The organism is Entomomonas moraniae, assembly GCF_003991975.1.
Classification (GTDB): Bacteria; Pseudomonadota; Gammaproteobacteria; order Pseudomonadales; family Pseudomonadaceae; genus Entomomonas; species Entomomonas moraniae.
Genome location: NZ_CP029822.1, coordinates 2,056,057 through 2,079,133 on the forward strand (window position 1 = coordinate 2,056,057; position 23,077 = coordinate 2,079,133).

A 23,077-nucleotide genomic window follows, 5' to 3' on the forward strand; every position below is an offset into this window, starting at 1 on the left:
AGGAGTAAATAATGTCAAATACAGCAGATGGAGCATTTGGTGATGCTCGCAAAGGACAACGTAAAAATGAGAACGATGAACAAACAGGCCCAAATCCAACATCACAGGTTCAACTCAACCTTAACTATCTTAGATTGAATGTATTCTTTGATGGTACCGGTAATAATATGTTTAATACCGAGCATAGACTGGAGGATGATAAAAAAATAGCAGAAGAATATGATGCTGTTGATAGGAACTTAGATCCTGATGACTGGAATGATCGTATAAAGATAAAGGAAACTAAAGACGAAATTCATAGAAAGAGAGGGGATTATTATAATCTTAATGGAAGTCTAAGTTATGATAATGATTACTCTAATCCTGCTATTCTTTATATGGCGGCAGAAGTAACAGAAAAAAGGAAACGTGTCTATATAGAGGGTTCAGGAACTATACGGGAAGAAATGGAGGATCAGGGGGGATTAGCAGCCTCTACAGGGGTGAGTGGTATTGTAGATCGAGTCTTTCAAGCATATATGTTTTGTGCCACTGAACTCAAAGAAACCAAAACTGATGGTCTTATTTTTAATGTATTTGGCTTTAGTAGGGGAGCTTTTTACGGACGTTATTTTACTGCCTTATTAAAGGAAGACAGTCGAGATGATCCCGAAGCGACCGCTAAAGAGGCGCAACAAAAAGAGCAATATGCCAAAGATAAAGCCGCTAGGGATCAAGCTGCCTTGGAGAAGCGTAAACAACAACATGCTAAGCAGGACAATGCTCCGACCCCTACGTGGGATGGCCCTAGTTGGTATGAAGCACCTTTAAGATGGGCTAAAAATACAGTGCAGTATGCGGTTGTAGAGCCAGTTATGTTGTTGTGGAAGCTAGCTCATAATATTGTGCCAGGTACAGAAAGTATTCCGATTTATACAGGAACTTATAAATATCAAAATACTGGGCGAACGTTATTGCTATATCCTCCTGAAAAAATAGTCATTAATCTAGTGGGTATTTACGATACGGTGGCTGCTCATGGCTGGAATCACCATAACGATAGCGTGCCGTTTAAATTAGGTATTGGTGCCAGACAAGGGATTAAAAAGGTTATTCATATTACTGCTGAAAATGAATATCGGAATCATTTTGCATTAGTATCAATTAATACCGCACTTATAGGTTCTAACAAAGATGGTCATCCCGTTGGCTTTCAGTGTCGGATGCCTGGGGCTCATGCTGATATTGGAGGCGGATATATCAAAAACTTTGAAGAAAAAGGGAAATACTTAAGTGTTTATGAGCCCCCTGGTGAGGCTTCTAGTTGGGAAAAACAATCGGGAGAGATTGATTGGCGATGGTTTTATAAAAAAGGCTTTTATGCCACTGAACAAACGAAACCAGACTATGACCAGTTGAGAAAGAGCCAACGACAAATAGAGCATCTGGATAATCAAATTGCGGCTAAGAAAAAGCAAGGGCTAGATACAATAGCGGATGAAAAAGAAAGAGAATCATTAGTTAGGCAGCTAGATGATTCACGTGCGCAAGTCAGCATGGATCAACAAACCTATCATGAGTATAAAACCCAGCAGCTTAATCAACAAATAGCTGATAAACAACTAGCAGGCCTTGATACAAAAGCAGAACAAGCTAAATTGAAAGCATTACAAGAGTCCAATGAGAGTAAAGAACCATCTAAAGGGATCTCCGTCATCCCTGCTAAAGAAGGTGATTATGGCGATCTAGGTGTCAGAAAACATACTTCTCTTGCTTTACACACTTATTATAAAGTTCGAGGGTGGCGTATTTTTAATGAAAATGCTTATCAGTATGTGCCATTAAAATTAATGTATACCTTGGCTACGGATGACTACTTAAAAGCCTTGGAGTTTATTAATCCAAATGGAGAGGCTTTATTAATAGAATCTTTTAATAAAATTGAAGCTAACCCTGTTTTAAAAAAATACAGTGATCAAGCTATTAGCTTAGCGCAAGCGAATTTTAAAACTAGTAATAAAGAGTTTTTCTATTTGCCGTTTAAGGATATGTTAACGGCGAAAGAATCTCAATATTTGTACCATGATTTTATCCATAACTCCTTATCCCCTGAATTTGGTTTTGACAGGATCCCAGACTATATGACCAATGGTAGTCAAGACTATAATAAAGATAAAGACTATAACCCTATTCGAGTGATGGTTTATGATGATAGGGATGGGCCAGAAAATACCAAAAAAAATAATCCTTATACTCAAGGCCAGCAGAAATCTTATGATGAAATTAATGTAGAGCCATTAACAGTGGATGAGAATACTTTGGATGCAGAGATTTACCCTGAACTTCTGAAAAAAGCTGTCAAGGAACCACTTAAATCATGAGTTATTTTAATTATAAAATAATCATTATCTCTATTGTTTGTCTATTAGGAAGCTATAACATGTCTAGTTCAGCAAAATCTTACCCCTATATTATTGAAGCAGGTAGCCCTAATAGTTACCCAATGGTGTATAGTTTTGAGGGTAATTATTTTTTTGATGCCCAAGGTAAAGCCTTTTTAAACTTTACCACGCCAGGCGGGGGTAGTAATGTTTTTTGGGGATATGGAACACAAGCCACCCAACTTTCTGAAATCAACCCATTACCCTACGGGATTAATGTTAGATGGTTTTCGGCTTTGGAGGATCAGTTTTGGGAAGGGCGATATATTTTTAAGCAAGATATGTTGCAAAAGTTACCAGACCATATAGTGGATAATTTACTATTTAGAACCAAAGTACCTTTTGCGCGTTTTTTTAAATTTAAAGTTTATGTAGTGACGGGTGGACTAGTAACTGTTTGGGCTGCGGCAGAAGGGGAACAGTATTTAGTAGGACAGTTTTATGCTAAAAAGATGATAAATAAGCCAGATTGGGATGATTTTTATAAGCAATCTATTAATCCCATGGCCTCCATAGCCAAACCAAAGCAAGATTATATCGATGAGATAACTCAGCGATCTAATGAGTTCATAAAAAAACTACTCAATGGAAAAGCGGAGAAATTTAATATTGAGCAACAAGAGCCTTATACAGCACAGCCATGGCTAAGAACCATGAAAGGTTATTATTGGAAATTGGAATTAAATAACTCTTTTGAGCTAAAGGATTATTTAGCATGGTACGTTAATGGTGAAAAGATTTTTACCTACTTTGGCGATGACCAATTAGCAGTAAAGCGTGCAGTGCCTTATGATTTTACGATGTATTTTGAAGATAAAAATAATAACAATGAGCTAGAACGAGCAGATTTTATTCTAGATCCTGATGAGGTAATGCAAGCATTTCAAGAATTTGAATTAATTCCTCCATTAGACACACCCATTACGTTATTTGTCGATATTCAGCCAGACTACAAAAAGATCTTCTTTTATGTAGTTAAAGGCAATAAACGAGTGAAGTTAAATAAAATATTAAAAGCTCAGAGGCATGATTTATACAATAATTAGGGGCTATTGATATTTTATTTTAAATCTTTGAAAGGAAAGAATCACTGCTGAATCTTAATTCTACTTTTTAAGTTGTTAAATTAATAGATTAGTTTAAAAGTGTCAACGCAACTTAATAAAATTTAATTAATATTAGCTATTGTCTATGGAAGACGATCAGTTCCAGGACTTTTGACCCCGTAGGGATCCATGGCAGATATGCAGCCGGATAATGAAGTACAGATGAAAAGAGCAATAAGTATTTTATACATTTTTATTTCCCTGATTAAAAATGACATTAGATTCAATTGTACCAGAATAAAATAAACTTATCTGCTATGCAACGTTAGTACTTATATTTTTTGTGTTCGGATTAAACTGCCTTCGTTTTAGTGGATTGTTATATTTACGAAAATGAGAGGTGCTTTCTCAAAAACGATCGTTTTTGAGAATAACTTCTATGGTAAAGCCAACCACCTAAAATCAACCATTTAGAGTTCTAAAAAATCATTCTCGAAATTAAACTCTCACTAATTAGCTAAAAAATAAGATTTGAGAATGAAAGGTTGTATTATTGTAGACATCCAGTAAATGGCACCTATTAATAGTTAATCTTTAGACTATATAAAATGTAATAATATAACATATCTTTTATCTGTTTATTATTTCCTCAAGCTTCCTACCCAACTTCGCCCAAGCCTGCTGCTTCTCATCACTACACTCATACCTCAAATAATGCCATCTCACTTTAGTGCCAGCTAATACATGGTTCTGACAATGATCAATAATAAACTTAATTACTATTTTTTATCTCGGCCGTACAAAACACAGCCCAAGCCTCCATCATAGGCCTACGCTGTTCCAGTAAGTCGGTACGATGGTAAGCCGCTTCCACCTTATTCTGAACAGTATGCGCTAATGCTCGTTCTGCCAAATCCCTAGCATACCCATTCTCACTACACCAATCCCTAAAGCTAGAGCGAAAACCATGTGCAGTAGCTACTCTTCCTGAGACATTGCTGTGTGCATTATGCTGACGTAAAAAACTGGTTAATGCCATATCCGATAAAGGCTTTTGTCCTCTGGGAGAGGGGAATACCCATTCATCACTCAAACCTTTCACATTTTCTAATATTTCTAAAGCTCTTTGAGATAAGGCTACTCTATGTTCAACTTTGGCTTTCATCCTTTCAGCAGGAATAGTCCAAACAGCTTTCGCACTGTTCACTTCTTCCCACCTCATGCCCCTGACCTCACCTGAGCGCGCCGCGGTTAAAATCAAAAACTCCAAAATAGCTCGTGTTACATCATAACGACTATTACTGCGCAAGTGCTCAGCAATAAACAAAGGAATATCACGCCAAGGCATAGCGGGTTGATGCTCTGTCCTAGCCGCTTTACTGGGTTGCTTAGGTAATAAAAAATGCACCACATCAATTGGATTAGAACTACAAAAACCTTGAGCCCATCCCCACGCCATGACTGCATGAATACGTTGCTTCACTCGGCTTGCCGTCTCTGCCTTATCCAACCAAATAGGACGTAATACCTCAGCCAACAACTTAGGATCAATGCAATCTAAACGAATACCACCTAATACAGGAAATACATACTGAACTAACGTGTTGATCCACTGTTGGCCATGCTTAAAATTCTTCCAGCTTGGTAATAACTCCTGATGCAAGAGTCGAGCAGCCTCCTCAAACGTTGGAATAACAACAGCATTTTCAGCGCTAATAGAAATTTTCTTCTTTTCATCTAAAGGATCAAATCCTTTGGCTAACTGCTCTCGCATCCCAGTAGCTAACCTAGCGGCATCAGCAATACCCACTTCAGGATAACTGCCTAATCCAGCATTACGACGTTTGCCCGAAACAGGACTAACATATCGTAGCACCCATTTGCCACGTCCCTTAGTTTTAGAAGAATGCAAAGCCAAACCAACCACACCGCCATGAGGGATTGCTTTCTCATCAGGTTTAATATTACGCGCTTTAGTATCCGTTAGAACTGCCATCTATAAATCCTATTAAGTATGCCATCTAGTATGCCATTAATTTACAGATTAAATTATACTTGATTAAGGTTGTTTAGATAGATATATTTATAGTACATTGATAAATATACGTTTATAATCAGCACAATGAACAATATAAGATATTATTAGAGTATATAATGGCGGTCTCTCTCACCGCCATTTTAATTCGCAAGCTTTAGCAAAAATCATATCAAAACCCCACAAAATCAACACTTACAATAGAAAAAATTAGCATACACTAGCAAGCTTTAGAATGTACTTGCATTGTTTTTTTGTATACCCCTGTGTATACTTATCAAAAGAACACAATCCGATATACAAGACAATCAAAGAATTGCATCATGAAACGTTCAGAAATTAAGCGTAGGCCTTTAGCAGATACTGTTCTTGCTGCACTAGAACCAGAAAAAAAAGAGTATCGTGAAAACTACGGTATGGATGGTATTTATTTTGCTGTAAAACCCAATGGTCATAAAAGATGGAATCTAAGATATAAAGATAGTGATGGAAAATGGCGCTGGGCTGGATTAGGTGCTTACCCCTCAACCTCTGCTAAAATGGCAAGACAAAATGCTCAGGACTTTATAACTAAGCTACAAGAAACGGGCAGTAGTCCTGTTGATACAAAAAAGGAAAGCAAACAAGATAATACCCTGCTCGCTGTTTTTGAATTGTTCTATGATAAGAAAAAGCTTGATGGTGTAGCTGCTAAAACATTAAAAGAAATGCGATCTGCATTTACTATTCATGTATTTCCGAGCATAGGTAAAAAACCTGTTGATGACATTACTATTCAAGATTGTGTCGCTATTCAAAAGAAACTTCAAGATGCTGGTACTTTTAGCACAGCTGATAAACTAAGATCGTGGTTGAATCGTACCTTTAGGTATGCTATTGCTGCTGGACTAGCTAATAACAATCCAGCCAGCTATTTAATCGATGTATCAGTTAAAAAACCAAAGGTACAAAACTTTCCTTACTTGCTTGAAGATGAATTACCTGATTTTTTAAAAACATTACATGAATCAAAGTACAGCACATTTACAACACTTACTGCAGCATGGTTAGTTATTTATACTGCATCACGTCCTGGCATGGTTAGATGGGCTGAATGGGATGAGTTCAATTTTGAGGAAAAGACTTGGACTATTTCAGCCGAAAAGATGAAAACTCGTAAAGAGCATATTATTCCACTAACAAAACAAGTCATTGAACTAATAGAGAAACTAAAACCATATACCTCTTATTCAAAGTATCTGTTCCCTACAGAGTACGGCGTGCGCCAGCCTGTCATGTCTGATGCAACCATCAATAAAGCTTTTTCGTTGATTGGGTATAAAAGAAAGATGACAGGTCATGGATCGCGTCATACATTTAAGACGCTCGTCACTGAGCATGGATGGAATAGAGACTGGTCAGAACTACAATTGGCTCATATCAAGAAAGGTATTGAAGAAGTTTATAACAAAGCTCAATACTTAAAACCTAGAGCTATCATGATGCAGTGGTACAATGATTATCTTGATGCGATCGAGAAAGGAATAACAGAAGATCAAAAGAAAGTATTTTCAAATAAAGTAAATATGATTGACTAAATAGCCTAACATTCTTCAGTAACAAATTTTATAGATAGCTTCTCTAATATTTATGTTTATAACTATTTAGTCTAATCGACTTTAATCTTAATAAAACCTGATAATTAAAACATATTTCAAGGAACGTTATACAATGAAAAGTTTTCTAGCTCTCTTATTCTGCTGCTCTTTCATTCCTTTAGCTATAGCTGAGAATAATGATTGTATAGTTCCGTCAATAAAACCTGTCTCACTTTTACCTAACAATACCACTAATGGATTTACACTACTTATCAATAAGTATGTTTTTCAATTAAAAGAAAAGCCTGTAGCCGCCTCACCTATGCCTGATCTTTCTGTCTATTATTTTGATAAATTAGCGGGTAAAAAGGCTTTGTCTATTACTGAGGACTATGAAAGTTTTGAAGAAAATACGCCTCAAGAACGAACCTATAAAATTTTTGGATCAACAAAGCCATCTAATGAAGAATTAAAAAATATTATCATTGGCAGAGAAATGCTAGGAATTGAATGCGGCTCTGCTAATAATGTTTCTATTTATAAGATGCCTTCTGATGGCGATTTAGCTTTTGTGGTTAATTCACAAAAATTCAAAGGGAATATTTTTGTTAAGGTTGTCTACCCTAATTCAAAACTTGGAAATGTAACAGAGATACTGTTCGAGAACTTTACACAAGAAGAAGTAAAAGACTTTCTATCATCGGCTAAGGATCCAAGAAAAAAAGGAGGTTAACAGTGGCTTTAGATTTAGATGCGTCGGATAAGGAAGCTGTTAGAAGGGCATTATACACATGGTATAAACAGCCACAAATGCTGAGCTGGACTATCAATGATGATGTCGTAGCGGTGTTTCTCAGAATGGTTTTAACAATGGAGAAATGCGGTAAAACTTATCAATATGTACCTTCTACTGTGACCTATGGTAATCCTTTGAAACAACTGAGCAAGCAAGCCATTAAAAAAATTCTTAAACAAGTAGGGAACAATCCTGAATCATATTTACCCTGTATAAAAGGAACTATGTGGCAATATAGAAGGTATCTTGAGAATGCCACCAATGGCTTTGGATACTTCGAGTAGTATTAATAAAAAACCCTCTAAACATTAGAGGGGTTGCTTAATCTTAACTTATATTAGTTTACTTTGAAACTCATGCCTTTTTGTATAGCTAGTGAGTATTGAGTTGGCCTGCAATTAGATCGATGCATCCAAAAGCTCCGACTTCTCAAAATCGCTCAATTTGATAGTAGTCTGCTCCCCCTGAACAATCTTATTTTTAATACGGTTGAGATAGTTTTTATAGTTCGCACTGCTTTCTGTATTACTTTATTCACCTCATAGAGATTTACAGAGCAATATTTTTATTTTCTTCCCTTTTATCTATGATGATGACTGTTTTAAAATAGTAATGGCTTAACCGCCATCCCTAACAAATTTATATCTCTCAATTCTAAGCGGTCGTCATTTATACCTCTATTGATTGCCCCACAGTTACAGCTAAAAAAGCAGGTTATCTTACTAGCGAACTAAAAAGGCTCAATATTCTTTACTCACGTATCAACGGTTTCTCTACACCAGCAGATGCAGGACAAATAGCAAAAGAACAGTAGCAAGCATTTATTAAGAATAATTAATGAATTATTAAACCAGTCAGAACCAAAAATTTTTATAAAAAAAAACTTAAAGTCGATCCAGCGCTAGCCGAAATTATCAGTGAATATGATAGTGCTAACTAAGTGATCAAACTGCATGATAATAGGTATCGATGTTTTTAGAGCCATCTATATTGGATAGTGAGGATAAAATAATACTATTTGCTAGAATGGCATGAAGGATAGACAACGACTTTATAAACTATTGCCTATTCCATTTGTTTATTTTGTTATGAAGCTTATGTGCCAATACCAGAAGTTTAATAAGAATCTGGGATTATATATCTGATCATTAGTTGCTCAAGTGAATTGTAAAATATCTCGAAATCTTAAGGTATATCAAAGCCTACTATAATCGAGCAAGAAGACACTCACGTTTAAATTATTTATTGTCTGTTGAATTTAGAAATAAATGAACTGGGCAGATCATTTATAACTTATCAAGTTTTGAAGGCTTATTTTGTAGAGATAGTGCGTTACCTAGACGAGCACAACGAACAAACTCTATAAGATACTATTATTTAGGTAGGACATTTGCTTAAACAGAAGAAATAGCCTCAACTGTAGCCTTTTTAGGCTTAAAGGATACTGGCTATGGTATTGATTCAGATATTGTTAATTAATGGCCGCTTTTCACATTAGAGCTACGGAGTATGGCACAGTTTGTCGAAAGGTTTGATCACTACTTAATACTAAATGAATAACTTCTTGTCAGTGCGTGGATCGTATTTAGTGCTCATTGGAGGCTCTTTTTAAAGTTAAAAAGCCTCCAATAAACTAGGGATAGATCAGTCTCAATCAATAATGTAATAAAATACTAGAATTGGAAACGATAGCCAACACTTGCTTGCATTTTATCAAAGCGTTGTCCTGCAGTACAGCCTAGTTCCCCATAGATGGTATGGCGATCATTAATTTTAGCATTTAGCCCTATACCATTATCAAACCAAGCACCGCTGAAAGAGTATTTTCCTTTATTACCGTTCAGACGATAGCTAGTATCCCCTGCAAACTCTTGAACAATACCTGTTTTAACATATAAGTTTAGTTGTAAGCTTTTTGATTCAGCCATTTTGTAGCCAACTATTCCGCTGGCACGACCTAGTAGGGAGTCATAACTATCCATTTTAATTTCTAAGCCGTTGGTAGCATTGGACTTGTCGCCGTCTTGGTATTGGTAGGCTAGCTGAAATTGTGGTTCAATATAAAAATGGCTATCGCCTAGTTTAAATTGTTTACCAAATTCAAATGACAAACCATAACCCTTGCTTTTGGTACGCCCCTGTACAGCATTATTTTGGGTGTCTTTAACAGAGAATTTATTGCGAACATTGGTGTATTTTAGGACAGTATCAAAATAAAAACCGCTATAATCTAAATAAGTTAAATTAGCACCGGCTCCGAAACTTTTAGCTGTGCCGGAACCTACTTTGTAATCAGGATCAGTTTGGCATAGCTTGCCATCAAACAAAGGTAAAAGTCACCTGAATTTAAGCGCATTTTTTTGTCAACACCTAACTGCGTTCCGCTGTAAGTCATGTCAAAACCATCAAGTTTTTGACCACCAAAGGAGTTTAATTTACCGACATAAGCACGCATCCAGAAATCACCTTCATGTTTGCCATCGCTATCTCTCAGTTCTCCCATACGTTGTAATAATGTTTGGTTATCAATAGAGGAAAAAGGTAAGCCACATTAAAATAGCTGTTTACAGCAGCTTTAGCTGTTGTTGATGTTTTACCTGTACCGAAAAGCTCCCACCCATTTTTTAAAGGAATGGTGGATTGCCTTAACCCATACTGGTATCCGCCTGCTTCAACCACAGAAACTAATGTGAAATTGCCATCATTGCCTGATGTAGTAGATACAACTTGTAATACCTCGTTACCTTGGGTATTGGCAAATCCATTGTTTGTGATTGATAATTTATTTATGCATAAACTTTTTTTGTACTAGGATCGCATCTTGAGTAGTTAAAAAGTATTGTTTATGGTAGGGATTTGATAAATGGGTCTACCAATCAACTTAAAGGTGATATTTAAACTTAAAAGTTCGCACAGTACTTCGTCAACGTGGACTAGCTAGGTATGATTTTATAAAAAAGAATAATTAGCGCTACCTAAACAATAACTATAAAAAAAATAGAAACACATTCCGTTACTTAGCATTGAAGTAGATAATACTTTAGAAATATCAGAATCTATTGGCATAAAGATTATTTACAAAGCTTCTCTAGCAGCCATGTGCCAAGGTAATAATTGTTGTTTTTAGCTTTTAGTAATACTGTGAATTTATGATTAGATTCTTCATATCAAAACGCGTTATGACCACGCTCAAAGTGAGATACCTAATCTGTTCTGAACTTATTCATATAAATAGAGCAAGATTAAAAAAGCCAGCAAAGGCTGGCTTTTTCCTATTATTTATAGTGCGGTTGTTGATTTTGCTCTCCTGGCTTGAGGCTTTTAATAACTCGATCAGCAGTTTCTTCACCTGATCGAATAGCACCATCACAATAGCCGTTCCATTGAGCAGCCAGCTCAGTACCTGCCCAATAAAGTGGGCCAATATTTTTATTGAGTTCTTTACCTAAGGTATACCAGCCATTTGTACTAAAATGACCGCTAAAACAACCTCGCGTATATACTTGCGTACTCCAATCGTATTCGATGTACTCTTTAAACTGAGCCGCTTTTTCGCCAAACAATTCTACTAATTCGTCAGTGATAATTTGTTGTCTTTCTTGTTTTGTTTTACTCCGTAGTTCATTTGCCTCATTGCCATAGCTAAACAAACTTATAATGCCATCTCGACTATCATCCACTGTATTATTATAGGTTTCATAAACATAACCTTCACTTTTAGTCGTATTGCCTGATAAGCCTTGCTCATACCAGAAAGGTTTATCATAAATGAAATGCATCTTATAGGCCAGCGGGGCTAATACATGTTCAAGGCATTTATGTTTTAACACAGGTAACTCAGGTGTAAATTTAACCTCTGGCATAACAGCTGAAGGGATAGTGATAATAGCTCGACTAGCATGAAACGTTTCGTTTTCAGTAACCACTTGAACACAGTCACCACTATATTTTATTTGTGTTACAGGATGATTGTAGTAGATATTTTGTTGTCCAAAATCATCTGCCAGTTTTTCTACAATATATTCTAATCCACCTATAGCCCTATCTTGTTGAGCACCACCTTCAACGCCCGAGAGAGAGTCAATGCCATTACCACTTTTGACATAGAATAAAAGTTGTAACAGAGAAACGTCTGACGCATCAGCGGCCAGAAAGTTACCTGCTAAGTAGCGACTGGTAAATTCAGCAATCTCTGATGAAACTGCTTCTCTATTTAACCAACTACGGAAAGTTTCACCATCTAGCTCCTTAGCATTTGGTGTTTCCCAAGGTTTTTCTAAATTGACAGTTTGTGCTAACTTATCTAATTTTTCACATAAGCCAAGCACTTCTTGAGGCATCTCTGATTGTATTTTACCTTGAAACTTTACAATGGAGTTGCCTTGATCTTTAGTTGGAAAAATTTCAATACCATATTTTTTAACTAACTCATACATTTTGTCTTGTGTAGGACCAATCCACTGACCGCCCAAAGGAATTTGCGTGCCGTTAGCGGTATAATGTGTTTTAACACGCCCACCAACCCTCTCTCTAGCTTCTAATATGATAGCTTGAACACCTTCCTTTTTAAGTTTTAGTGCCGCTGACAATCCTGCAAATCCAGCACCAATAACAACAATACGTGTATTATTACATTTCATTTTTATATCCTCTTATCTATTTATTTGTTTTGTTGCAAGCTAGAAATTAGCATAGAGGATAGTTCTATTCACAAACACTAAGGGAGGTTTTCTGTTTATTATACTAATAGCCAGTATCTTTTTTTTAGCTGTAATTCTTATATTTAAAATCTAAAATAGATTACTCTTAAAAAGTAATAATAGAGCCAAAAAATATTTTCATGAAAGGCGACTATTAGTACTTATGCGTTAATTTCTTTAGGTAGCATAATTGAGGAGGGATAAATGTTTTTCTCACATAAAGAAATTAAACAGACCAAAATCAACTTTCAGTCACTACGTCATTACCGTCACCTAGTGTAGTATTTTTTGATACAGCACCCTCTAATCAATGGGTAGGTAAGCATCTTTTCCAGTAACAAAACACACATCTAAATCGTAGCGATAAAGCTCAACTTAATCTGGCCCCATTTTAATGGGCACTTATATTTTAAAAACTCTACATTAAGTTGGGAAAAGATCAATTTGACACCATTTAAAGCCATAAACTAGAATATAAAAACTGATTTATACCATTTATTTAAAAAAGCTTTACTTGATATTTTATCCATCTTGTATTTATTCATCATCTAAAGCTAAAGGAAAAACTATGAGCAATAACAAGGTACTGATATTAGGCGCAGGTGGTATTGGTGGTTATTTTGGAGGACGTTTAGCTGAGTCAGGGAAAAATGTGACCTTCCTTGTGCGAGAACAACGACAAAAGCGGTTACAACAAAATGGTTTAACTATTAAAAGCACATTTGGCGATGCACATATATCAGTTAACACAATTACATCAAATCATTTAAAAGACTACTATGACTTTATCGTTATTGCTTGTAAATCTTATGACTTAGAGTCAGCAATGAATAGTATTATACCTGCTGTTGGTCCTTCAACCACAATTATTCCTTTACTCAATGGAGTTGCACATATTGACCAACTCAATGCTAGATTTGGTCTGGAAAGAGTATTAGGAGGAAGTGCAAAAATTCAAGTGACTGCAAATGAGCAAGGCGATATTTTGCATTTAAATGATTGGTGCGAATTGACTTTTGGAGAGCAATCATCTGAGATAACTCAAAGAGTTCAGTCGTTTGCTCGTTTATTTGAACAGGCAAAAGGTGTAAAAATACAGCCAGTAAATGATATTATGCAACAAATGTGGCAGAAGCTCGTTCACTTATCTACAGCCGCAGCAATGACTTGCATGATGCGTGCTAACGTTGGTGAAATTGTGAGAACTCCTGATGGGAAAAAACAATTTTTACAATTACTTGATAAAAATGCTCAAGTCGCAAGCCAAAATGGCTATGCACCAAGTTATAGCTTTATGGAGATGTATCAAGGTATTTTTTCTGATCCTAATTCAAAATATACTACCTCAATGCTTCGTGATATCGAGCACAACAATCGCATTGAAGCTGACCATATTGTTGGTTTTATGCTAGATAAGTCCATATCGGCAAATATTGAATGCCAAATATTACAACTTGCATATACTCATTTAAAAGCTTACGAGCAAAGGTTATTATCTTCCCAGAGTTGATGATTTATTATGGGATACGTTTAGATCTATCCAAAAGAGGGTGTTTAACCCTCATCGATTTGAGACCATCTCAGTTATAAATTATTTATTTCTACTTAGTACATAGCAGAGCTAAGCAGAAATTGTTTTACCGTCAGATGTTACAAAAATCAGGTACTTGCTCTGCTTTAAGCCCCGTGGCTAGAGTCTCTAATTGCAAGTTAATCCAAGCTAAGTAATTATAAGCATCATAGAGATTATAAAGCCTTTCTTTAGCAAAACTATCTCTATCGCCAGCATCCATATCACTATACTGATTGTCTTTACAATCCCCTTATAACACTATTTTCATCTTGATCTAATTTACAAGTTTTAAAATGACCAATAAACGAATTAGTTAAATAAATATTGCACTTCTCGGGTAATGTTAATATAAGATTCATTTACAAGGTATGCCTTAATCAGCGTCTTATTCTGGTTATAAGTTAAATGAAAGGTATCTACATCCCACTTGCAACTATCATCAGATGTGATCCTAATAATCTCATTGGAACGGTTACTTGACATAACTCCTTTGAGACCAAGATTGTGATCAGGAAGAGGAGTTAGTAAAACTCTTAGTTATGCTAAGTTACGTTCTTCGACTAAATTTGAATAAGCATTTAAAAGCTCACTGATATAGTATTAACCAAAACCCCGTATCAAATTTTACTTAAGTATCTATTTTATAATTTACGTGCTCGAACCGGCTTACTTTTAATTTTTCCATGCTGAAAATAAGATAAGGCTTGTTTTATTATGGTGCGATCAATGGCAATGTAAGTATAAAATTCTGTGATATTAATTTTTCCAATATATTTACTTTCTAGATTGGCATCTTTAGTTAATGCCCCAAGTACATCACCAGGTCTCACTTTATTTTTGCGGCCAATCGTCAAACATAATGTTTGCATTTTGGGTATTACAATATTTGTGGGATCAATAGTTAAATTAGGTAATAATTTCCAGTTGAGTTCAAAATTTAATTCATTTTCAATGGCATTAACTCTAACAACCTCACTGGTTGCAACTAAGGTAAGAGCAACTCCTTTTGCACCTGCTCTTCCTGTGCGACCAACCCTATGGACATACACTTGCGGGTCAGGAGTGACTTGGTAATTAATGACGACATCTAGCTCTTTAATATCTAAGCCCCGAGCGGCGACATCCGTTGCTACCAAAATAGTACAGCTTTTATTAGCAAATTGAAATAATACCTGCTCTCGCTCACGTTGCTCTAAATCCCCATGTAATGCAATAGCACTATAACCTAGCTCATTCAAGTAGGATTCAACATCTTGACACGCTGCCTTGGTATTACAAAATACAATAGTCGACTCACAAGGATTCAGATTAATAATTTTAGCTAATACTTGATCACGCTGATGATTCTCAACTTCATAAAAATATTGCTCAATCTCATTATGTTGTTCCTTTATAGAAATCATCAGTGGTGAATTCTGTATCTTTTTACTCATCGTCATGATGCTGTCAGGATAGGTAGCAGAAAAAAGGAGTGTTTGTCGAGAGGTTGGTGATGCATCGAGTATACGATGAATATCATCCTCAAACCCCATCTCAAGCATTCTATCCGCTTCATCGAGAACTAATATATTTAATTGTTTTAAATCTAGCGTCTGTCGCTGTAGATGATCAGCTAATCTTCCTGGTGTTCCAACAACAATATGCGCTCCATGCTCTAAAGAACCTATTTGTGGGCCAATGGGAACGCCCCCACATAGTGTTAATACTTTTACATTACTCATCAGACGAGCTAGGCGACGAATCTCATTCGAGACCTGATCAGCTAGTTCACGTGTTGGGCAAATTACCAGCGCTTGTGTGGCGAATTGTTTAACATTCAGTTTAGATAATAAGGCTAGACCAAAGGCAACGGTTTTTCCACTGCCTGTTTTGGCTTGAGCTATTACATCCTTCCCTGCTAGAACTAATGGTAATGTTTGCTCTTGTACAAGTGTCATGGAGGTAAACTCCATTGACGCTAAGCTATCTAATAAAACTTTTTTTAAAGGTAAAGATGAAAATTTTTTCACAAGGACTCTTTTTTATAACAAGTAACTAATTTAACTTTCATCATACCTGATTAAAAACATAATTACTTTAATTATACTATAACGTATTAATTTATAATTATTTTAGTAAGCAATGGTTGCAATAATACATTTATGCTAACACAACAACACACTACATTTATCATACACATCCATACGAGATAATATTGCTTTCTAATACCATGTTACAACATCATTAGCTATTTTTATGATATAGCTTTTATTTGAGATTAACTAAACTGTTAGAGCTTGTTGTCGAAGGAACGGATAACATAATATTTAACTCAACCGCATTAAGAAAATAAGTAATGATTATTTTGTAATTATTGCCTATTACAAATGTTGTCTTAATGCCAATAGACCTGCATGCTTTAGTATATAAATATCAAGCTAATGTTCTTGTGTCACTGTTTTTTTTATATCTCAAAAAAAGCTTTTAGGAAAAATAATTACTCCCTAAATTATTTTAAGTAGAAGGCATTTTTAATCTAATCCGAAGCAATGAACCCTTTATCTCACAATTAAAAATAATTAATTCTAATAGTCAAAGAAAGTGTCCAAAAATACTAAGGAATAAAAGCCAATACACGCTTTTGATAATACCTTGTTTAACACTTACAAAAATATTTAAAAAAATAGTATTTTGTTATAATAAGTCCTTTGTCTGATAGCGAATCACCATAATTTTACTATGATAGTTTCTAAAGACATTATGGATATTATTCTATGAAACGACTTCTGAGCACTATGATTGTTCTACTCTATTTGTCATTTATGACATATGCTAATGAGCAATGTAATGTCACTGCTGTTTCATTGAATAAATATACCTCATCAACTGAATATGTATTTCAAAATAGGCTTTCACCTGACTTAAATATTTATACTGCCATACCAGAAAGTACTATTATTTCTGGCGATCCTATTCTCATTTTTAAAAATAAAAAATCCATTGGGTTTCAAAAGATCAACGAAAGTTTTGGACAGAACATTCCAATGCTATTAAAAGAAAAATGGAATATTAACTGTAAAAACCAAATAGTTGAGATAACTAAAAAAAATTACCAAGTGTTAATTATTGATGATGAAAAAACGTTGGAAGGAAAAAATAGAATTACCGTATTCATTATTCCTAAAAACAAAATAATATCGAATTATTTTTATCTCATCAGTTTTATAGGCTACACACACGAACAAACTATTCAAATGCTTATAAAGGATTAATAATATGGCAGAGCACCTTGTTGATTTATACACTGAAGAATATGTAAAAAATATTTTATCCACTTGGTATCCTGGAGAAGGAAGTAGTTGGCCAGTGAATAATGAGGTTACCTTTTTAGTATTTAAAGTTATTGAAAGCTCGGGCAATTGCTCTTCATCCGTAGGTAAAGCTCCAACCCCTTCAGGTCCAATAGGAACAGCAAGATCATTAACAGCCATTGGCATTAGTTATATTAAAACAATAATCAGGCGCGCAGGTAATGACAAGCACTATCTATTGTGTTTAAAAGGTGCCGCTCTAAAAAGAAAAACTGAAATAAAAATGAAGGCCTATGGTATTTAAGCCATATCTAGCTTGCCGTGTACACACACAAAGACAAAACGCTATCCCCTTTTCATACAAAGTTTACGCGTGCTCGGCTAGTTTATTATTGTATTATTAAATGCTTCACAAGCTGAAATATTACCGCTAGCACATTCAGAGTAATTAAAGATTACACAACCTATTACAGATACAAAAAAAGCGAAAGAAAAAACTAGTATTAACGTAATTTTATATTTTTCGTTGAAAGAAATTAAAGAGGTGCCAATAAGCAAAATAAAACTTATAGCAAGTAAAGCAGCAAAAATCATATACAGGCTCATTTCTAAAAAGTTGGGTATTTTACTCGCAAGAAAAAAATTTAGCTAGTCAGTTACACCACCTCTTATGTCGTTCTTTTTAGTACCACCTATTTAATAAACTACTGCTTAATCATGCTATTAGAGTCATTTTATAAATAACTAATCCATCAAAATGTAAACTAACCAATATTGCCTGCCTTGTTCTATGCAGGGCAAACAATTATCTTTGTGTTGGCTATAATATAAAAACTTTACTCATCTTTTATAAACACTCTAAAAGACACAAATATTTTTTAATTAACCAGGTGTTCCCCCTTCTTGCATTCTTCTCTCGATGCTCTCTAAAACCGCAGGTAAATCTGCTACTGTGTCTATCACATAATGAGCACCCGATGCTTGCATTTTCTTATAGGCTTTTTCTCGCAAATTCTGTTGTACCTCAGAGGCTAAAGCCGACCATTCTTTTAAGCTTAAACCTACTTCATTACCACTAATGGCAACTGCAACCGTCCATGTTCCTGCATTTAATCCTTCCTCTATTCCTACAATCGTATCATCAACTTTAACCACTGATCGAGGAGGCCAAACACCTAACTCAGCAAAGGTTTGATACATCATTAAAGGTGACGGCCTGCCTGCAGCTAAATCACCAGCACATACGATGCTATCAGGAGAGTAACCTGCTTTTGCAGCAATCGGTATTAACTTTTCCATAATTGGACGATTATAGCCCGTGGTTGAACCTATTTTCATACCCTTTTGACGCAACTGATTAATAAGTTCAAGCGTACCAGGAATAAAGTCAGCAAAATCTCCAACCACCTCAGCATTCATCGGTGTGAAAACTTCATACAGTGTTTCAGCCTCTTTATCGGTTGGTTTTTTTCCATAAACTTTTTGCCATTGCTGGTTCACTTCAGGAATCGCCAATAATGCTTTAATATGGTCTAACTTCGCCATTCCCATGGGTGCTCTTGCCTGCTCGATGGTTAGTTTAATATTAAACTTTTCGAATAACCTCACAAATGCACCCATCGGGGCACAAGAGCCAAAATCCATGACGGTGCCTGCCCAATCAAAAACAACTGCTTTTATGTTTTGTTGTGTCATCTTTATGTCCTTTTCTATATTTTCTAATTTATTATCGATTAAATATTCATTTGCTTTAAACAAAGAGCCATGGCACTGACTACTTGATGCATTTCTTTTGCTCCAATCGCACCAATACAACCCACTCTAAAAGTTTCAATATCTGTTAACTTGCCTGGATACAGCAAAAACCCCTCTGCTTTTACTGTATTATAAAAGGTTTTAAAGTCATAATTAGCAGACGATGGTGCTAAAAAGGTAATAATAATAGGTGCTATATCTTCATCTTTTAAAAATGGTTTCAAGCCCAACTCACCTAAACCTTCTAATAAAATCTTACTATTTTCAGTGTAACGGGCTAATCGAGCACTTTGTCCACCCTCTTCAATAAACTGTTGGATCGCTTCAGCTAGCGCAGCAACCACATGTGTCGGTGGTGTAAAACGCCACTGCCCTGTACGCTCCATATAAGCATATTGGTCAAATAAATCCAATGCTAAAGAATGACTATTTCCCTCACAAGTATCTAAAATAGCTTTTCGAATAAAGACAAATCCCATACCAGGAACACCTTCTAGACATTTACCACTGGCAGAAACTAGCGCATCAAAAGTGAGATCTTTTGCATTGATAGGTAATGCACCGAAGGAGCTCATTGCATCGACAATTAATCCAACTCCTAAGCGTTTACATAACTCACTGATCGCTAGTAACGGGTTAACAACACCCGCCCCCGTTTCACAATGAATGAGCCCAATATGGGTAATGCTTGGATTTTCAATAATGGCTTGCTCTACCCTAGTTAAATTAATAGATTCATTCTCTGGGCTTGATAATACGGTCGTTCTACGTCCCATCATCGTTGCTAGCTTAGCCATACGTTTACAATAAGCACCATTATCTAATACCAGTAAATGTCCAGCACGCGGTAATACAGTGGCTATTGCTGCCTCTACAGAGAAAGTGCCACTTCCTTGTAACGGTACGACAACATAATCATCATGTCCATCAATGATATCCAATAGTTGTTGACGTACTTTTGCTGTGATCGCATTAAAATCAGTATCCCAAGATCCCCAATCTTTTAGCATCGCCAACTTAGTACGCAAAGTGGTTGTTAAAGGCCCAGGAGTTAAAAGAATATTATCTCTATCCATTGTAAAAAATACCTATTATGAATGTTGGGTACTACGCCAACGTTGTGTTCTTTGATGAACTAACTGACTAATTAATAAATAAATACCGGTTACGACTATTGAAATTACCGTAATCATTACTGCCATTGCAGTAGCTCCACCTAAATCTCCAGCATCATCTAAATTTAATATCGATACTGAGGCTAACTGAGTTTCTGGTGAGTAAAGAAAAACAACTGCCGAAATCGTTGTCATTGCATTAATAAAGAAATAACGCGAAATATCTAATAATGTCGGCAAACAAATTGGTAAAGTAACTCGCCACATGGTTTTATAAAAAGGTACTTTCAGTGAGGCAGCTACCGCCTCAAACTCCCAATCGATTGATTTAAGGGCAGTCACCATCGTCATATGGCTGGTTGTATAAAAATGAATAACAGTACACAGAATTAATAGCGACATCGTTTGATATAAACTATTAAGTGGGTTACTAGGCGCATTAAAGAAAAATACATAACCTAGTCCAAGCACCAGCCCAGGAACGGCCATGGGTAAAACAATAAACAAACTCATAATAGCCCGCAAAAAATTGGCGCCTTTTGTTTTCTCTAAAATATACGCTGCGAGAAAAACAATCACTGTTCCTATCACGGTAGTTCCTAAAGCTAACAATAAACTGTTAACAATAGCACCACCTAACTCTGAATCGATTAAAACAGATTTATAATTTAATAAACTGATGGTTAAGTTATAAGGCCAAAAACTAATAAAGGAGGCATAAACGGCCATACCAAACATAGCCAACATTAAACTACAGATAATAAGGCAATAAGTCATCATCCCCCAATCAAAATTTCGATTAGGTTTTGGCTCTAGCACAACGGCTCTAGCTGATAATGAAGCTGTTTGTTTGCGTCGTATAAAAAAATCAACCACAAAGGTTAATAACGCAGGAAATAATAAAATAAGCGCTACGACAGAACCTTGTTGAAAATCTTGTTGCCCTATAATCAAGCGAAAGATGTCTGTGGCTAACACATCAAAATCACCCCCCACAATTTTAGGAACACCAAAGTCGGTGATAACGAGTGTAAAAGAAACTAAACTGGCTGAAATGAGCCCATATTTAACGCTAGGCAAGGTAATCGTAAAAAACTTACGAACAGTACTTGTTCCCATTGTGTCGGCTGCTTCATATAAACGGCTATCCGCTAAGGATAGAGCAGTTACTAAAACCATTAGTACATGGGGGAAGATGGCAAAGCATTCTGCTAGAATGATTCCTGATGCACCATAAATACTATCGAACCCTAAAAACTCCCAGAATTTCTTTATAACACCTTGGTTGCCAAACCAATAAATTAATGAGATAGCTGACAATAACGACGGTGCCAATAAAGGCAATAGTGTTATGCTACGTAAAATAGCCTTATAACGTATACAACTGCGGGTCAATGCATAAGCAAAGATAAAAGCCAACGGGATGATAATAACAGTTACCATGATTGCCACAAATAAACTATTACCTAAACTCCTAAGTAGATAAGGTGATTTTAAGTAGTTAATAACTGTTATAAAATTAGATGAGGCCGTGTTATCTTCCGTAAAAGCCTGTGACAATATGGCCATTAGCGGTGCTACGAGAAAACAACAAAAAAATAATAAAATAATGATTAATACAAAAAACACTAACCCATAGTTGCTGTTAAAGCGCCTTAAATAATTGTACATCTGACAACCTTATAGAGGAAAAACCATGATACGTTCAGGGCGAACAGTAAAAGTTAATGTTTCACCTTGTTTTACTTTAAGGTCGTACACTTGGTTAAGTGATAATTGTAACTGTATGGACTGATTTGCAAGATGATCTACTGACAACTCTGCAATACAATTACTTCCAAAGAACTCAATATGCTTAATCCTCCCTGTACAATGGTTATGCCCATCAATCGATGACGGTTCAATAATGGTGTCTTCTGGTCGAAGGTATAACTTAACCTTATCCCCTTTATTAAAATGTTGCTGCTGGGGTATTTGGAGCGTTAAGTCACCACATTTAAAAGCATTACCATCGCTTACTACAGCATCTAAACAATTAACTTTACCAATAAAGTCAGCAACAAAAGGAGAAGCAGGATTACTGTAGACTTCCATCGGGCTACCTACTTGCTCAATCGTACCGTGATTCATTACAACCACTCTATCCGCCATGGACAAGGCTTCTTCTTGATCATGGGTTACCATAATGGTGGTCAACCCTAGCTGTTTTTGTAGGTTACAAATTTCATTACGCAAATGTTGTCTAACTGTTGCATCCAAGGCTGATAATGGTTCATCCAATAATAGCAAATCAGGCGATGCAGCCAAGGCCCTTGCCAAAGCGATACGCTGTTGTTGCCCTCCTGACATTTGCGAGGGATACTTACTGCCACTATCTGGCAACCCTACCACCTGCAATAATTCAGCAACGCGTTTTTTTATACTTTCTTTCGTATATTTACGATTAACTAAGCCATAAGCTACATTATCGGCGATTGTTAAATTAGGGAATAGTGCATACGATTGAAAGACAATACCGTAATTACGATCAGCAGGCGAAGCAAAACTAATATTTTTATCACCTTGAATAATCATGCCACTTGATTGCTTCTCAAGACCCGCAATAATCCTTAATAACGTTGTTTTACCACAGCCAGATGGCCCTAAAAAACAGATTAGTTCACCTTTATTAATGGTTAAGCTAATATCATTTAACACAACAAACTTACCGAATTTTTTATTAAGATTGATTAACTGTAGATAGGACGTAGACATGAATAGAGTTCCTTAG

General features: G+C 35.8%; 20 protein-coding genes. 9 read left to right on the top strand and 11 right to left on the bottom strand.

Annotated features, from left to right (window positions below; translation table 11 throughout):
* Nucleotides 1–11 precede the first annotated feature (11 nt).
* Both DM558_RS09705 and DM558_RS09710 read left to right on the top strand, forming a co-directional pair.
* Nucleotides 12–2,360, top strand: coding sequence for a phospholipase effector Tle1 domain-containing protein (locus DM558_RS09705; protein WP_127163818.1), 2,349 nt, complete (start codon nt 12–14; stop codon nt 2,358–2,360).
* A gap of 59 nt (nt 2,361–2,419) precedes the next feature.
* Nucleotides 2,420–3,466: a DUF2931 family protein gene (locus tag DM558_RS09710; protein WP_164731434.1), complete on the top strand. Its 1,047-nt coding sequence runs from the start codon at nt 2,420–2,422 to the stop codon at nt 3,464–3,466.
* Nucleotides 3,467–4,238: 772 nt separating this feature from the next.
* On the opposite strand, the gene DM558_RS09715 is transcribed toward DM558_RS09710, so the two are convergent.
* On the bottom strand, nt 4,239–5,462 hold the full coding sequence (locus DM558_RS09715; RefSeq protein WP_127163822.1) for a tyrosine-type recombinase/integrase: 1,224 nt from the start codon (nt 5,460–5,462) through the stop codon (nt 4,239–4,241).
* Nucleotides 5,463–5,824: 362 nt separating this feature from the next.
* On the opposite strand from DM558_RS09715, the gene DM558_RS09720 reads away from it, so the two are divergent.
* From DM558_RS09720 to DM558_RS16050, 4 genes are all read left to right on the top strand, one after another.
* On the top strand, nt 5,825–7,078 hold the full coding sequence (locus DM558_RS09720) for a tyrosine-type recombinase/integrase (protein ID WP_127163824.1): 1,254 nt from the start codon (nt 5,825–5,827) through the stop codon (nt 7,076–7,078).
* Nucleotides 7,079–7,211: 133 nt separating this feature from the next.
* Nucleotides 7,212–7,811, top strand: a complete 600-nt coding sequence (locus DM558_RS09725; RefSeq protein WP_127163825.1) for a hypothetical protein — start codon at nt 7,212–7,214, stop codon at nt 7,809–7,811.
* Nucleotides 7,812–7,813: 2 nt separating this feature from the next.
* Nucleotides 7,814–8,158, top strand: coding sequence for a hypothetical protein (locus tag DM558_RS09730; RefSeq protein WP_127163827.1), 345 nt, complete (start codon nt 7,814–7,816; stop codon nt 8,156–8,158).
* A gap of 898 nt (nt 8,159–9,056) precedes the next feature.
* Nucleotides 9,057–9,146, top strand: coding sequence for an IS3 family transposase (locus tag DM558_RS16050; RefSeq protein WP_407644318.1), 90 nt, complete (start codon nt 9,057–9,059; stop codon nt 9,144–9,146).
* 401 nt (nt 9,147–9,547) lie between these two features.
* On the opposite strand, the gene DM558_RS15930 is transcribed toward DM558_RS16050, so the two are convergent.
* From DM558_RS15930 to DM558_RS09750, 4 genes are all read right to left on the bottom strand, one after another.
* Complete coding sequence (locus tag DM558_RS15930; protein ID WP_127163829.1) at nt 9,548–10,201, bottom strand: autotransporter outer membrane beta-barrel domain-containing protein; 654 nt, start codon at nt 10,199–10,201, stop codon at nt 9,548–9,550.
* A complete protein-coding gene (locus DM558_RS15935; protein ID WP_127163831.1) occupies nt 10,156–10,377 on the bottom strand; it encodes an autotransporter outer membrane beta-barrel domain-containing protein in 222 nt (73 codons plus the stop codon). The genes DM558_RS15930 and DM558_RS15935 overlap by 46 nt, the downstream gene beginning before the upstream one ends.
* On the bottom strand, nt 10,365–10,664 hold the full coding sequence (locus tag DM558_RS16055; protein WP_127164868.1) for an autotransporter outer membrane beta-barrel domain-containing protein: 300 nt from the start codon (nt 10,662–10,664) through the stop codon (nt 10,365–10,367). The genes DM558_RS15935 and DM558_RS16055 overlap by 13 nt, the downstream gene beginning before the upstream one ends.
* Nucleotides 10,665–11,149: 485 nt before the next feature.
* Nucleotides 11,150–12,514: a flavin monoamine oxidase family protein gene (locus DM558_RS09750; RefSeq protein WP_127163833.1), complete on the bottom strand. Its 1,365-nt coding sequence runs from the start codon at nt 12,512–12,514 to the stop codon at nt 11,150–11,152.
* Nucleotides 12,515–13,142: 628 nt separating this feature from the next.
* Between DM558_RS09750 and DM558_RS09755 the strand changes: the two genes are divergently transcribed.
* The gene (locus DM558_RS09755; RefSeq protein ID WP_127163835.1) at nt 13,143–14,084 is read left to right on the top strand and encodes a ketopantoate reductase family protein; all 942 of its coding nucleotides are present in this window, start codon (nt 13,143–13,145) and stop codon (nt 14,082–14,084) included.
* A 133-nt stretch (nt 14,085–14,217) separates the two neighbouring features.
* Here the strand turns inward: DM558_RS09755 and DM558_RS15660 are convergent, their stop codons facing one another.
* Nucleotides 14,218–14,367, bottom strand: a complete 150-nt coding sequence (locus DM558_RS15660; RefSeq protein WP_164731435.1) for a hypothetical protein — start codon at nt 14,365–14,367, stop codon at nt 14,218–14,220.
* Nucleotides 14,368–14,788: 421 nt separating this feature from the next.
* Nucleotides 14,789–16,156 (bottom strand): ATP-dependent RNA helicase DbpA, encoded by a 1,368-nt coding sequence (dbpA, locus tag DM558_RS09760; protein ID WP_127163837.1) that lies wholly within the window; start codon nt 16,154–16,156, stop codon nt 14,789–14,791.
* A 744-nt stretch (nt 16,157–16,900) separates the two neighbouring features.
* Here dbpA and DM558_RS09765 point away from each other — a divergent pair.
* Nucleotides 16,901–17,398, top strand: a complete 498-nt coding sequence (locus tag DM558_RS09765; protein ID WP_127163839.1) for a hypothetical protein — start codon at nt 16,901–16,903, stop codon at nt 17,396–17,398.
* A gap of 4 nt (nt 17,399–17,402) precedes the next feature.
* Nucleotides 17,403–17,741 (top strand): hypothetical protein, encoded by a 339-nt coding sequence (locus tag DM558_RS09770; RefSeq protein ID WP_127163841.1) that lies wholly within the window; start codon nt 17,403–17,405, stop codon nt 17,739–17,741.
* A 578-nt stretch (nt 17,742–18,319) separates the two neighbouring features.
* Here the strand turns inward: DM558_RS09770 and phnX are convergent.
* The 4 genes from phnX to DM558_RS09790 are packed head-to-tail and all read right to left on the bottom strand — an operon-like array spanning nt 18,320 to nt 23,061.
* Nucleotides 18,320–19,132 carry a phosphonoacetaldehyde hydrolase gene (gene phnX / locus DM558_RS09775; protein ID WP_127163843.1) on the bottom strand — a complete coding sequence of 271 codons (813 nt, stop codon included), beginning with the start codon at nt 19,130–19,132 and terminating at the stop codon, nt 18,320–18,322.
* A 38-nt stretch (nt 19,133–19,170) separates the two neighbouring features.
* A complete protein-coding gene (locus tag DM558_RS09780) occupies nt 19,171–20,268 on the bottom strand; it encodes a 2-aminoethylphosphonate--pyruvate transaminase (protein ID WP_127163845.1) in 1,098 nt (365 codons plus the stop codon).
* A 15-nt stretch (nt 20,269–20,283) separates the two neighbouring features.
* A complete protein-coding gene (locus DM558_RS09785; RefSeq protein ID WP_127163847.1) occupies nt 20,284–21,978 on the bottom strand; it encodes a putative 2-aminoethylphosphonate ABC transporter permease subunit in 1,695 nt (564 codons plus the stop codon).
* A gap of 9 nt (nt 21,979–21,987) precedes the next feature.
* Nucleotides 21,988–23,061 carry a putative 2-aminoethylphosphonate ABC transporter ATP-binding protein gene (locus DM558_RS09790; RefSeq protein WP_127163849.1) on the bottom strand — a complete coding sequence of 358 codons (1,074 nt, stop codon included), beginning with the start codon at nt 23,059–23,061 and terminating at the stop codon, nt 21,988–21,990.
* Nucleotides 23,062–23,077: the final 16 nt, after the last annotated feature.

Excerpts from the sequence above, each read along its gene's own strand:
- DM558_RS09710 (WP_164731434.1), top strand. The coding sequence starts at position 2,420 with ATGTCTAGTTCAGCAAAATCTTACCCCTATATTATTGAAGCAGGTAGC.
- DM558_RS09720 (WP_127163824.1), top strand. The coding sequence starts at position 5,825 with ATGAAACGTTCAGAAATTAAGCGTAGGCCTTTAGCAGATACTGTTCTT.
- DM558_RS09715 (WP_127163822.1), bottom strand. The coding sequence starts at position 5,462 with ATGGCAGTTCTAACGGATACTAAAGCGCGTAATATTAAACCTGATGAG.
- DM558_RS09755 (WP_127163835.1), top strand. The coding sequence starts at position 13,143 with ATGAGCAATAACAAGGTACTGATATTAGGCGCAGGTGGTATTGGTGGT.
- DM558_RS09780 (WP_127163845.1), bottom strand. The coding sequence starts at position 20,268 with ATGGATAGAGATAATATTCTTTTAACTCCTGGGCCTTTAACAACCACT.
- DM558_RS09705 (WP_127163818.1), top strand. The coding sequence starts at position 12 with ATGTCAAATACAGCAGATGGAGCATTTGGTGATGCTCGCAAAGGACAA.
- DM558_RS09725 (WP_127163825.1), top strand. The coding sequence starts at position 7,212 with ATGAAAAGTTTTCTAGCTCTCTTATTCTGCTGCTCTTTCATTCCTTTA.
- DM558_RS09790 (WP_127163849.1), bottom strand. The coding sequence starts at position 23,061 with ATGTCTACGTCCTATCTACAGTTAATCAATCTTAATAAAAAATTCGGT.
- DM558_RS09770 (WP_127163841.1), top strand. The coding sequence starts at position 17,403 with ATGGCAGAGCACCTTGTTGATTTATACACTGAAGAATATGTAAAAAAT.
- phnX (WP_127163843.1), bottom strand. The coding sequence starts at position 19,132 with ATGACACAACAAAACATAAAAGCAGTTGTTTTTGATTGGGCAGGCACC.
- DM558_RS15935 (WP_127163831.1), bottom strand. The coding sequence starts at position 10,377 with ATGGGAGAACTGAGAGATAGCGATGGCAAACATGAAGGTGATTTCTGG.
- DM558_RS09765 (WP_127163839.1), top strand. The coding sequence starts at position 16,901 with ATGAAACGACTTCTGAGCACTATGATTGTTCTACTCTATTTGTCATTT.
- DM558_RS09785 (WP_127163847.1), bottom strand. The coding sequence starts at position 21,978 with ATGTACAATTATTTAAGGCGCTTTAACAGCAACTATGGGTTAGTGTTT.
- DM558_RS15660 (WP_164731435.1), bottom strand. The coding sequence starts at position 14,367 with ATGGATGCTGGCGATAGAGATAGTTTTGCTAAAGAAAGGCTTTATAAT.
- DM558_RS09750 (WP_127163833.1), bottom strand. The coding sequence starts at position 12,514 with ATGAAATGTAATAATACACGTATTGTTGTTATTGGTGCTGGATTTGCA.